At 38.4% G+C, this 13,053-nt stretch carries 11 protein-coding genes; 1 reads left to right on the top strand and 10 read right to left on the bottom strand.

Annotated elements, in window-relative coordinates:
- Positions 1 to 27: 27 nt before the first annotated feature.
- Positions 28 to 2,712 (top strand): transglycosylase domain-containing protein, encoded by a 2,685-nt coding sequence (locus KO561_RS10165; protein WP_231096987.1) that lies wholly within the window; start codon positions 28 to 30, stop codon positions 2,710 to 2,712.
- Between the two features lie 48 nt (positions 2,713 to 2,760).
- On the opposite strand, the gene nth is transcribed toward KO561_RS10165, so the two are convergent.
- The 10 genes from nth to panC form a co-directional block, all read right to left on the bottom strand.
- Positions 2,761 to 3,411, bottom strand: a complete 651-nt coding sequence (gene nth / locus KO561_RS10170; RefSeq protein ID WP_231096988.1) for an endonuclease III — start codon at positions 3,409 to 3,411, stop codon at positions 2,761 to 2,763.
- A gap of 13 nt (positions 3,412 to 3,424) precedes the next feature.
- Positions 3,425 to 4,117, bottom strand: a complete 693-nt coding sequence (locus KO561_RS10175; protein ID WP_231096989.1) for a DnaD domain-containing protein — start codon at positions 4,115 to 4,117, stop codon at positions 3,425 to 3,427.
- Between the two features lie 488 nt (positions 4,118 to 4,605).
- Complete coding sequence (gene asnS, locus KO561_RS10180) at positions 4,606 to 5,898, bottom strand: asparagine--tRNA ligase (protein WP_231096990.1); 1,293 nt, start codon at positions 5,896 to 5,898, stop codon at positions 4,606 to 4,608.
- 18 nt (positions 5,899 to 5,916) lie between these two features.
- Positions 5,917 to 7,098 (bottom strand): pyridoxal phosphate-dependent aminotransferase, encoded by a 1,182-nt coding sequence (locus KO561_RS10185; RefSeq protein ID WP_231096991.1) that lies wholly within the window; start codon positions 7,096 to 7,098, stop codon positions 5,917 to 5,919.
- A 15-nt stretch (positions 7,099 to 7,113) separates the two neighbouring features.
- Positions 7,114 to 7,644, bottom strand: a complete 531-nt coding sequence (locus KO561_RS10190) for a cell wall elongation regulator TseB-like domain-containing protein (RefSeq protein ID WP_231096992.1) — start codon at positions 7,642 to 7,644, stop codon at positions 7,114 to 7,116.
- Positions 7,610 to 7,780: a YpmA family protein gene (locus KO561_RS10195; protein WP_231096993.1), complete on the bottom strand. Its 171-nt coding sequence runs from the start codon at positions 7,778 to 7,780 to the stop codon at positions 7,610 to 7,612. Before KO561_RS10195 ends, KO561_RS10190 begins: the two co-directional genes overlap by 35 nt.
- A 250-nt stretch (positions 7,781 to 8,030) precedes the next feature.
- Positions 8,031 to 8,822 carry a ComEC/Rec2 family competence protein gene (locus KO561_RS10200; protein ID WP_231096994.1) on the bottom strand — a complete coding sequence of 264 codons (792 nt, stop codon included), beginning with the start codon at positions 8,820 to 8,822 and terminating at the stop codon, positions 8,031 to 8,033.
- 66 nt (positions 8,823 to 8,888) lie between these two features.
- A complete protein-coding gene (dinG, locus tag KO561_RS10205; RefSeq protein WP_231096995.1) occupies positions 8,889 to 11,693 on the bottom strand; it encodes an ATP-dependent DNA helicase DinG in 2,805 nt (934 codons plus the stop codon).
- Positions 11,694 to 11,783: 90 nt separating this feature from the next.
- A complete protein-coding gene (gene panD / locus KO561_RS10210; protein ID WP_231096996.1) occupies positions 11,784 to 12,167 on the bottom strand; it encodes an aspartate 1-decarboxylase in 384 nt (127 codons plus the stop codon).
- A gap of 4 nt (positions 12,168 to 12,171) precedes the next feature.
- Positions 12,172 to 13,050, bottom strand: coding sequence for a pantoate--beta-alanine ligase (gene panC / locus KO561_RS10215; protein ID WP_231096997.1), 879 nt, complete (start codon positions 13,048 to 13,050; stop codon positions 12,172 to 12,174).
- Positions 13,051 to 13,053 lie beyond the last annotated feature (3 nt).

Raw genomic sequence — 13,053 nt, forward strand, 5'->3', positions numbered from 1 at the left:
ACACATTAAGAACGGAGGAAGATGAGTATGGCGAACAATAGCCAATCTCGAATGGAAAGAAGAAAACAAAAGAAAAACGGTAAAAAACCTATATGGAAAAAAGTACTATTAATCTTTGCGATTATTATGTTGGTTGCAGGATTAGGAGTTGGTGCTCTTTTTACGTACTATATCGCAGCAGCTCCAGATATCAATGAAGAATTATTATACGACCCTGCTTCGACGAAAGTCTATGATATGAATGGCGAATTATTTGCCGATCTTGGTCAACAAACGAGAACAAAAGTTTCCTATGACGAGATTCCAACTGTGCTTCGTGATGCGGTCATTGCAACGGAAGATGCACGTTTCTTTAGTCATTTCGGTATTGATTTCCGACGTATTGCTGCCGCGGTTTGGGGAAACGTGACGAATGGGTTTGGTTCAGAAGGTGCAAGTACGATTACTCAACAAGTCGTGAAAAGATCCTTCCTATCCCCTGATAAAACATTGAAACGTAAAGTGCAGGAACAATGGCTTGCAGTAAAACTAGATAGTGATTATTCCAAAGAACAAATCTTAGAGATGTATTTGAACAAAATTTATTATGGTAGCGGCGCATACGGTGTTGCTACAGCAGCTAAAACGTACTTTGGAAAAGAAGATCTTAGTGAGTTAACGTTACCAGAAGCTGCTTTGTTAGCAGGGCTTCCACAACGTCCTTCTGCATATGATCCGTTTAAAGCACCGGATTTAGCTAAAGAACGTATGGAAACTGTTCTTAGTTTAATGGTACAGCATAACAAGATTACCGAAGAAGAAGCGGAAGAAGCAAAAAAGGTTAAGATTGAAGATTTATTAGTCAATTCTTCTCCCGATCGAAAGGACTATGAAGCATTCATCCAAAAGGTTGCAAAAGAAGTAGAAGAAAAAACGGGTGCTAATATATACAACGATAGCATGAAGATCTACACGACTTTAGATCCTAACGCACAAGATCAAGTCGAATTTTTATTAAGTGAAAGTGAAGAAAATCCGATTAAATATCCAGATAACGAATTCCAAGCTGGATTAACTGTATTGGATACAAAAACAGGTGCTATTCGTGCAATTGGTGGTGGGCGTAAACTAGATGATACGAAGAACGGTTGGAACTATGCGATTGATGGAGATGGTAGACAAGCAGGTTCTACGTTTAAACCGATTATTGACTACGGTCCTGCTATTGAGTATATGCAATGGTCCACGTATCATCAATTGAATGATGACAAGCCTTATCCAATTGCAGGTACAGACAAAGTAATTCGGAACTGGAACGATCGAAACCAAGGATGGATGTCCATCCGCTATGCAATAGAACAATCCCTTAACGTTCCCGCTGTTAAAACGTATGAAGAAGTGGGTGCAGAAAACGCCCAGAAGTTTGCGGAAAGCTTAGGAATAACATTTAATAATGATCAAATTGAACTCACCGATGCAATTGGTGGTGCACAGACAGGTGTAACTCCAATGGAGCTCGCCGGTGCTTATCGTGCATTTGGAAATGAAGGGATTTACAATGAGCCTTATGCAGTAACGAAAGTGGAGTTTGAAGACGAAACGATTGATTTGAAACCAAAACCAACTTCCGTTATGGAAGACTCTACAGCGTATATGATAACAGACATGCTTAAATCTGTGGTTCAAAGTGGTACAGGTACAGATGCAGCTGTCTCAGGCTTACCTATTGCTGGGAAAACAGGAACTACTAACATTGAAGGAAAAAGTGGTAGTAATAACTCTTGGTTTAGTGGTTATACGACCAACTACACAATTTCAGTGTGGACTGGATACGACGAAAATAAGCAAATTATTCCAGAGGGTTATACCGAATTAGCTGAAGACTTATTCAGAGAAACGATGGCACATATTTCAGAAGGAATCGACACACCAGATTTCAAAAAACCTTCTTCTGTTGTAGAGGTTGCTATTGAAAAAGGTTCAAATCCAGCAAAACTTCCTAGTAAGTACACGCCAGACTCTAAAATTGTAACAGAGTTGTTTGTAAAAGGAACAGAACCGACGAAAACATCTGAAAAATATGACCAGATTGAACCTATTACAGGTCTACAAGCAAAATATAATAAAGAAAACAATACAATTGACGTTACTTGGAAATATAACAAAGAACAACAAGAAGGCATCTCCTTTAATGTATCTGCTGGAGTTGGAGATTCGGATTTAAGTAAGCTTACCACTACCAAGAATACCGAACTCGAAATCTCGAAAGTAGAAAAAGGAAAAACATACACCATTGAGGTCCTTGCTGTTAGTGATGAAAACGAAGATATGGTAAGTGAACCTGCTCGAATTACCGTTCAAATTCCTGAAGAAGACGAGGAAGAAGAAGAGGAAGAAGAGGAAAATGGGAATGATAATGAACAAAATGAACAACAAATTCAACCCGTTATTGGTTTAACTGGTGTATATGAGAAAGATTCCGTCATAGCTCAGTGGGGATACAATGGTAGAGGCCCAGTTAGCTTCGAAGTGAAGTTAGTTAACGCTATTACAAATGAGATCATTAGCGCAACATCTACAGATAAAAAAGAAGCAAAATTTTCAAAACCTGCTCCTGGTGACTATGTAGTTGAAGTTATCACATTCAATAAGAAAGATCCTGAACAAAGCAGTGAACCGAGAAGGTCAAATCAGATTGTGGTGCTTGATGGAACATCTGAACCACAAGAATAAGAATGGAAAAGGAACAAGCTCCACTTGGGAGTTTGTTCCTTTTCTATTCTATGCCATACGTTTCATTCTCTTCTGCCCTTCTCTACAAACTTCTAACAATGGGCATATATCACATTGAGGATTTTTAGCTTTACAATGATAGCGACCGAAAAAAATCATTCGATGATGCGTATCACTCCACTCTTCTTCTGGTACCTTCCTCATTAATGTTTTTTCCACTTCTAATACAGAATCTTTCCACTTACAAATACCTAGCCTTTTTGAAACTCGTTCTACATGTGTATCCACCGCAATAGCAGGAACTTTAAATGCAACAGACGCAACAACATTCGCTGTTTTTCTGCCAACGCCAGCTAATCTTTCTAGCTCATCTTTATCTCTAGGTACTTCCCCACCATACTCATCAATCAAGGTCTCGCAAAGCTTACGAATGTTTTTGGCTTTATTTCGATAAAGTCCAATCGATTTGATATCTTGCTGTAATTCATCTAGTGAAACAGCAAGATAATCTTCTGGTGTTTTGTATTTTTTAAATAAGTCCTTTGTTACTTTGTTTACTAAAGCATCTGTACATTGTGCCGATAAAGAAACAGCGATTACTAGCTCAAATGGATTCTCATGAACGAGCTCACACTCTGCTTCTGGAAACATTTCGGCCATAACATCTAAACAATATCTAATTTGACTTTTATTTAACATAGTTCCTACTCTCCTACTCCTCTTCTAACCAGTTGTAGTACAAGGATACATCTCTTTTTTTCTCAGGTTGTTGTGTTTGTTCTGACTTTTGATGAACGTGAAACGCCCTACTTTGTTCTCTCGCTTGCTGTACAGAACGAATCCCCTTTTTCTTCCACTCTCGTAAAATGCGGTCGATATATTTAAAGTTTAGCTTACCGAGTAAAACGGCTTCTCTAAGTGCAGCTTTGATAAGGGATGGTGCTTGGTCTTCTTGGTCAATCCAAATATTGATTGTTTCGATTTCAAAGGGAGATAGTGGACGACCAAACTCTTGTTCAAACAGTAAAAAGATGTTCGTTTCTTCTTCCGTCATTGCTACAGGTTCATCTTCTTGCTTGTCCGTTATAGAATAGAGCTTCTGCCATAATCCTTCTAAGGAGTAAGACTCATTCAACACATTTTTCTCATTTTTTTCTTCATCGATCGTTAATAATTGTTTTTGAATCAGTTTTCGTAACAAATTAGAACAGGCTTGATCGGATATCGTCATATGAGCAGCGATTTCGGTCGGGGTGGGAAATAAAATTCCTTCTCTTTGAAATCGGTAGATATGAAGCAATACCATCACTTCTGTCTCGTCTATTCCTAGTTCCTTATACGTGTTTAATAATAATTGCGGAATATTTATTTGATCCATTAAAATGGTTTGATAATTACCTGTCATAAACCAGTTCACCTCCCCAACATTATATCATTTATTCAGCTATTCATTGATGAAATAATCACTAACAAAACTTGGGTTCTGTCTGGGACAAAACTATAACTTCCTATTCTAATATTGAACGATTATGGATGAGGACTTAGAATGTTAGCTTTCAATGGTTGGATCATCCATCATATTTGAAGAAATTGAGACATAACTAGTTAGTTTAAATAAGACAATGGTTTTAATATTTCTCGATATGGCTACGATGTTGATTTCCGCGGAAAGCGAAGTATGCCGCCGGAGCAGGGCTGTTAGTCTAAACGTGACTATTAGTGATTATCCCAAAATCGTTCCGTCGCAATTTATATATTATTAGCAATAAAAAATACAAAAGCACGCAAAAAAGAAAAATCCGAACTGATTCGAATTCTATTGAAAGAAATTTCGAACCATAGTCCGGATTTTATTAGGATTAAAACACTATTGTCCCAGTCTCCTCCATATTATTAAGGATATAACCTATTTAATAAACGTGGGAATGGAATCGTTTCTCGAACGTGTTCCACTCCAGCGATCCACGCAACGGTTCTTTCCAATCCAAGACCAAAACCGGAATGAGGAACACTCCCGTATTTTCTAAGCTCTAAATACCATTGATAAGCATCACCCGTTAGGTTGTGCTCCTCGTATCGCTGTTCCATTAGTGCTAGATCATCGATGCGTTGGGAGCCCCCAATAATCTCTCCATAGCCTTCTGGTGCAATCAGATCAGCACATAATACAACCTCTGGACGATCTGGATCTGGTTTCATATAGAAAGCTTTAATGGCGGCTGGATAGTTCGTAATAAACACTGGATTGTCGAAGCTTTCCGCAATAGCCGTTTCATGAGGAGCACCAAAGTCTTCTCCCCATTCAATATCTGTGAACCCTTTTTCTTTTAGCATCTTGATCGCTTCATCATAAGAAATTCTTGGAAATGGCGCTTTAATATTCGCTAGTTTTTCCGTATCTCTTTCCAAAATGTTTAGCTCAAGCTTACAGTTTTGTAGAACGGACTGTACAACAAAGCTTACATACTCTTCTTGTATCTTTAAGCTTTCTTCGTGATCCGTGAAGGCCATCTCTGGCTCAATCATCCAAAACTCAATTAAGTGTCTTCTCGTTTTCGATTTTTCAGCACGGAACGTCGGTCCAAATGAAAATACCTTTCCAAAAGCCATCGCCGCTGCTTCCATGTATAGCTGACCACTTTGAGATAGGAATGCTTCTTCATCAAAATATTTGGTATGGAAAAGCTCCGTTGTGCCTTCCGCAGAAGATCCTGTTAATATTGGTGGATCAATTTTTGTAAAGTCTTCTTGATTAAAGTAATCATAGGTCGCACGAATGATTTCATTTCGAATTTTCATGACAGCGTGTTGCTTCTTCGAACGCAACCATAGGTGACGATGATCCATTAAAAACTCCGTACCGTGCTCTTTTGGTGTGATCGGGTAATCCACAGATTCATGAATCACTTCTACCTGGCTTACTTGTAGTTCGTAGCCAAACGGAGAGCGTGTATCCTCTACTACTTTACCAGTAACGTAGAGGGAAGTCTCTTGTGTCATATTTTTTGCTAGCTGGAACACTTCTTCTGTTACATCCGCTTTTACAACGACTCCTTGGATAAATCCTGTACCGTCTCGTAATTGTAGAAATGCGATTTTACCGCTAGATCGTTTATTAGCTAACCATGCTCCTATTGTTACTTCTTCGTTAAGATAGTTCGATACTTTCGAAATCGTAGTCTTCAAAACGTAAACCTCCGTCAATTATTGATGATTTAACACGAATCGTTTTATTCTTTTTGCTGCTTCTTCTAATTGGTCTAAGGAAATAGCATAGGACAAGCGAACATTGTTTGGAGCACCGAATCCAGAACCCGGAACCAGAGCAACCTTCTCTTCCTCTAACAATGCTTTCACCCAGTCATCCACACTAGTAAACCCGTTGTTAGCAACGGCTTCCTGCACATTTGGAAATAGGTAAAAGGCGCCTTCAGGTTTCACACAAGTGATTCCTGGAATATCCGTAATCCACTCATAAAGCTTATTCAATCTCTCCTGGAAAGCTAGTCGCATTTCTTCTACTTTCTCTTGAGATGAATCATAAGCTGCTAATGCTGCATACTGCGCAATGGAAGTTGGATTGGATGTGGAATGTGATGCAAGGTTAGTCATTGCTTTAATGATTGGTTCTCTACCTACTGCATATCCCATTCTCCAACCTGTCATCGAATGGGATTTCGATACACCATTAATGATAACCGTTTGCTCTTTTAATGCATCGGAAAGCTCTGCAATGGATACATGTGGCTTATCCGTGTAAATGAGTTTTTCATAAATTTCATCAGAAACGATTAATAAATCATGTTGAACACAAATTTCACCAAGCTTCTCAAGCTCTTCTTTCGTGTACATCATACCAGTTGGGTTACTCGGTGAGTTCAGGATAAAGGCTTTTGTTTGATCGGTAATGGCCTCTTTTAATTGTTGAGGTGTGATTTTAAACTCATTTTCTTCCTTCGCTTCCACAAAAACAGGTGTTCCCTCTGCTAATTTAACCTGTTCTGGATAACTAACCCAATACGGTGTTGGGATAATGACCTCATCACCAGGGTTTAGTAAAACTTGAAATAACGTAAACAGTGCGTGTTTAGCACCTGTCGTGACAATCACTTGATTCGGTTCATAAGAAAGATGTTGATCTTCCAATAGTTTTTTTATAATAGCGGATTTTAGGACTGGAATACCACCAGCTGGTGTATATTTGGTCATCCCCTCATCCATGGATTGTTTAGCAGCATCTAAAATGTGCTCTGGTGTGTTAAAATCAGGTTCCCCAGCACCTAATCCAATCACATCATGCCCTTGTAATTTTAACTCTTTCGCTTTAGCCGTAATAGCAAGGGTCGATGATGGAGTAAGAGTTTTTACTCGATTTGCTAATTCCATTTTCTCATCACCTTTCTAATATAAAGATTGACGTAATCGATAATTGCCAAACTTTTCCCCATTCATAACATTATAATAGTCAAACACATACCTATCTTGATCATCTATGTATTTAATTTCCCATAGATAGGTATCGCCATTGACACCCATATTAAGGGATATAAAGGAACAGGACGAACACGTATTCATCCATTGATCCATCATCTCTTCTTCATTCATGATATTTTTTTCTAACAATAGCCGAACAGGCTTCTTTTCATCCCCTTGAGGTACAAACGCAAACCCTCTTTCTCCATCCTCAGTAGTTCCTGTCACGACATGGTAAAATTTTTCCCCGTGATAACGATCCACTTCATCTGTCGAAACAAGAGCGGTTTGATCTAATGCTTCTTGCTTGGATTGTTCAAAACCTTTTGTCTTATTATCCATGGTTTCGTTATAGATCACAATTCCATACCCAATTGCTAAGGAAAGGATCAGGAAACAAACAAGTGGGAGCCACTTTAACCACTTAGGTACGGTAGATGGTAAATACTGCTTTATCATGTTCATCCTCATCCAATGCCAATCCAAACATTAAATCTTTTTCTTTTAGAGTACGATTTAAACAATCCACAATTTTATATAAGTCTTCGGAGTGTTGAATCCTTACCGTTGATAACGTTTCGATTTTATTTTCCATCTTCAAATCCTCCTCGGGTTCACAAATATTGTTACTCATAAGACCTTTATTTTTAACCTACAATACATGTATGGTTGAAAAGAAATTCCTAACCCATTATAACAGGTTCTAAGCACCATTTTGATGGTGTTTCTAAATTTTTTCAACAAATAACCCTATCCCATACTTTTGTGCGCTTTCTTAAGCGCACTTTTTTCTTTTGTGCAGATATATGCTTGTTGGAAGAAGGAATTCCCTTCTTCCACAGCATTTAAGATAGGATATCATAATTCTCCATATCCATTTTCACAATCGTTGTTCCGATTCGTTTTAATGGATAAACATCTATCCACGATTCATTTAATCGCTCAATCAATCCTTCATTGGGTTTACACTCTTCACAGCCAAACAGAATACTGATATGCGGATCGATTTTTTCTAAAAACGATTCACTAGGAGAATTGCCTCTTCCATAATCCCCAATTTTAATAATATGGGGATCAAGCGGATATTGGCTTATTTGCTCCTCATCCTCCACAGTACTGTTACTCATATACAATACAGAAGTTTGACCAAATATAATCCCGAGGGTCATTTCTCCGGTTGATTCTGCATCCAAAACTCGAATGTGAAGATCTTTGGTCATCTCATGCATCTCCGATTGCTTCCAGTCTGTAGTAATAGTCGGGCTCACTTGGGCTTTACAGGCTTCACTTAGTTTCCCTGTGTATATGACGTTTGCGATATGATATCTTTTCGTTAATCGTTCCGTATTCCCACAATAATCAATGGTTTGTTTCGTTAAGATTAGCGTATCAATAGTTGATATTTCAAATTCCTCTAACAATGTCAGAAGCTTCTCTTCACTTTTTGGAGACCCAGTGTTGATTAGGATATTCTCTTCTTTGCCTGTTTGAATAAGAGTGGATTCTCCATCTGGTAGGCTTAGAAAGGCCATGTATAGTTCATTTTCTTTTAAAACGTCTAAGGTATCACTTTCCATTATCACTGGATATACAAGTAGTAGGGCACTACATATACTTAAAAAACAATATTTTTTCATTTTTACACCCCATATTCGGAGAGTTGTCTTTCCCACCATATAGGTTATGTAAAAATAAAAATCGTATCATAACCACTCATCTGCTTTTTTTAATAAATCGTACGTCGTACTGTACAAAATCGGAACCTTTGGTATAGAATCCACAAAGTATTTACCATATCTCGTTTTCATGATGCGATCATCACAAATGAACACAATCCCTCTATCTGTACTGGAACGGATTAATCGTCCAAATCCTTGCTTAAAACGAATAACGGCATTTGGCAATGCTAAATCCATAAATGGATTTTTCCCTGCTTCTTTTATAAATTCAGCTTTCGCTTCATAGCTTGGATGATCTGGTGGTTGAAAAGGAAGTCGAACGATAAATAAACAGCTTAAATCATTACCTGGAATGTCTACCCCTTCCCAAAATGAACTAGTTCCAAGTAATATAGCCTTGTCGTTCAATTGGAAATTCTTTTTTAGTCTGGTCCGACTTCCACTAGAAATACCTTGAGCAATAAGAACAAATGAATTTTCTTCGTTCATCTCTTTCAAAAGGCGATAGGATTTTTTCAGCATATCATAAGAAGTAAATAGTACAAGCATTCGTCCTTGCGTAATCTCTGCCATCGAGTAGATGGCTTCACAGACGGAAAGAATAAAATCCTCTGATTTCCCATACTGAATAGCAGGGAAATCAGATGGGATCATCACTTGAACCTGCTCTTCATACACATATGGCGACTGTATTTTCGTTTCCAGCACTTCCTGTTGCTCTAATCCGATTCTTTTTTTCATAAAATCAAAGGATTGTTTCATTGTAAGAGTTGCACTTGTCAATATAACGCTTTTCTTTTCTTCAAATAAATGCTCCCACAACAATTTAGAGACATCGACTGGTTCACTATATAGGAATACAGCATTACGTGCTCCATATGCTTCAATCTCAATCCACTTCACTTGTAAGGGATCGTTTGTTAGGAAAAAGAATTCAAGCTCATCAATGATTAGCTGCAATCGTTCGGTATAATAGCTGAAATCCTCCAAAGTTTCACTAACGAATTCTTGGTTTTGGATTTGTTTCTTTGCTTCTAATAAAACGTGAATCAAGTCACGAAGCTGAAAGGAAAGTCTCATCGCCATCTCTTTAATAGTGGGCCAATTTTCTAACGAATCATCTGTCCCAAAGCGATATTGAAAACGACCTATATCATTAACAGCAACTTGTTTTTTATGATGATCAATGGAAGAAAAAATAGTTCGGAATAGATCATCTGTTTCATTCATAGCGTCTTGCCATAAACGTTCCCATTCGAATTGCTGTAGGGTTTCATTTATCTGCTGATGCTGGCTAGATGCCTTTTCCAACCAGGATGATTCTTGTCCAGAAACGTGAATCTGCTTCAAGAGATACTGGACATGAAAGTAATCTAATTTCGAACCGAAATGCTTCGAAGCGGTTGTTTCTAAATGATGAGCTTCATCTAGAATGGCATATTGATAAGCAGGTAACAAATAACTTTCACTCGTCATGTCTGTGCATAGTAAGGAGTGATTTGTAATGATAATATCCGCCTTCTGAGCATTCACCCTCGCCCTTTGATAAAACGACCTCGAATACCATGGAGAAGCTTGATCTAATACACGTTCTGCTTCAGTTGAAACTTTAGATAAAAATTGCTTCCCACTTGTCGGAAGTTGTATTTCATCTAAATCCCCTGTTAACGTTTCTGTGAGCCAAACTAAAATAATGGCCTTCGTTAACGTCATATCATAATTGTCATATTCTTTACTATTTAATTCTGCTTCGAATCTTTTTAAGCTTAAATAATGCTGCTTCCCTTTTAATATTGCTACTTCAAATGGAAATGGGAGAGCCTTCTTCAAAAGAGGAACTTCTTTCTCAAGTAATTGACTCTGTAACTGTGTCAAATGGGTACTAATTACGACTCGTTTTTGGGAGGAAGCCGCATGATAAATGGCTGGAATAAGATAGGCTAGTGACTTTCCAGTGCCCGTTTCCGCTTCAATCAACCCATGAGTTTCAGATTGAAAAGCATCAAAAACTATTTCCGACATATCTCGCTGCCCTTTTCGTGCTTCAAAGTACGGTAGAAAACTCCTTATCCCCTCCGGTTGCTCATATAATTGATCTAACAAATCTCCAAAGGAAATCGACTCTTTTTCTTTTTCTTCCGAATCGTGGATCTCCCGTTTTAGTAAAGCAATACCTCTAAAAATTTCTACATCTGTTCCGGACTCTTCTTGAAACGCAAGTTGGTCTATACGATTTTGGATAAGAATGGCTAAATCGCTTTTTAACACAGGTTCAAAATCTAATAAATGCACTAACGTTTCATACGGTAAGGTATATAGTTTAGACAAGAGTGTGTTTAACAGTTCTGCAGTAGCTAAAGCGTCGGAAAAGGCACGATGCGGGTTATCATGCATAAAAGAAAAATATTCTGCGAGCTGTCCAAGCTTATAGCCAGGAGCTTGGGGCAGAAGAATTCGAGCGAGTTCCACTGTATCAATAACAGGTATATGTAGCGCAGCATATCCGCTTAATTGTAATTCTGCATTTAAAAAACCTAAGTCGAACGGAACATTATGGGCTACAATGTAAGCATCTTCAAACATATGTATAATCTCTTCGGCAATATCCGAAAAAACAGGCGCATCCTTTACATGACTTTCTGTGATTCCAGTCAGATTCGATATAAACGCTGGAATGGAAGTATGAGGATTCAAAAAACTCGAGAACTCTTCGACTACCTCCTCGTTTTCCATAACGACGATACCAATTTCTATTATACGATCACCCTTAGCTGGTGAGTGACCAGTTGTTTCTAAATCAAGGACCACAAATCGATTCAAGTGATTCACCTCCAACTTCCATCCCTGTCACTATGGTTTATTTTATGTCTATAGGAAAACTCTTATCAAGTTGATAAGAGTTCCCTTCACCTTATACGATTATAATATCGTTAACGGAGGTTCTTCTTCTATAACATCCGCAATCGAGTTATCCTCATTCATTAAAGCCACTTTTGGCTTAAATGCCGCCAATTCTTCATTGGAAACCATCGCATAGGAAACAATGATCACCACATCATCCTTCTGGACCAATCGGGCAGCCGCACCATTTAAACAAACGACTCCAGATCCTCTTTCCCCTGCAATCACATAGGTTTCTAATCGTGCACCATTGTTGTTATTTACAATTTGTACTTTCTCGTGCGGTAAGATGCCCACTTGATCTATAATATCCTGGTCAATAGTAATACTTCCCACGTAATTTAAATTGGCTTCGGTGACACGTGCTCGATGAATTTTTGCTTTCATCATGGTACGTAGCATAGCGTTATCCCCCTAATGTAACGTCTGTTTTACTTCCTTCCCTTTGAAAAATAACATTATCAATAAGCCTAGCATGTTCAAAGAAAACAGCAATAGCTAGTATAACCTGTCCGTCTATATAGTCGACCGGTTTTAGATCCGGATAAGATAATAGTTCCACATAATCTATTTTACCATGAGTATGGCTCTGGATGAATCGTTCCACACCCTTAACAATTGTAACAGGATTTCGTTCCCCGTCAATAACAAGTTTTCTTCCCGCTTCCAACGATTGGTAAAGGCTTGGAGCTTCCGCTCGTTCTTGTTCACTCAAGTAAACATTCCGACTACTTTTGGCCAAGCCATCCGCTTCCCTGACAGTGGACACGGGCACGATTTCTATTGGAAAATTAAAGTCATGAATCAAACTGTCCACGACCGCAACCTGTTGGGCATCCTTTAGTCCAAAGTAACATCTAGTAGGCTGGGTCAGATGAAACAGCTTCGTTAATACGGTCACGACACCATCAAAGTGCCCCGGTCGTCTTTTCCCACACAACACTTCGTTTCTACTCACGACCTGCAAGTTAATGGATGAATCGTTTGGGTACATGTCTTCAACAGTTGGAAGAAATAAAAGATTAACGTTCTCGCTTTCCGCTACTTTTTTATCACGTTCTTCATCCCGAGGATACCGATCGTAATCCTCATTTGGTCCAAACTGTAGGGGATTTACAAAAATACTGACAATCACGATATCGTTTTGTTCTCTCGCTTTTTTCATTAAACGTTGATGACCATCGTGTAAAAAACCCATAGTTGGTACGAATCCGATTGCTTTCCCTTGTTGTTTATAAGCTTTCACCTGTTCGTTTAATGCTTGTATGCTACGGACTACGTCCATGTT

The sequence above is a fragment of the Radiobacillus kanasensis genome (genome assembly GCF_021049245.1).
Classification (GTDB): domain Bacteria; phylum Bacillota; class Bacilli; order Bacillales; family Amphibacillaceae; genus Radiobacillus; species Radiobacillus kanasensis.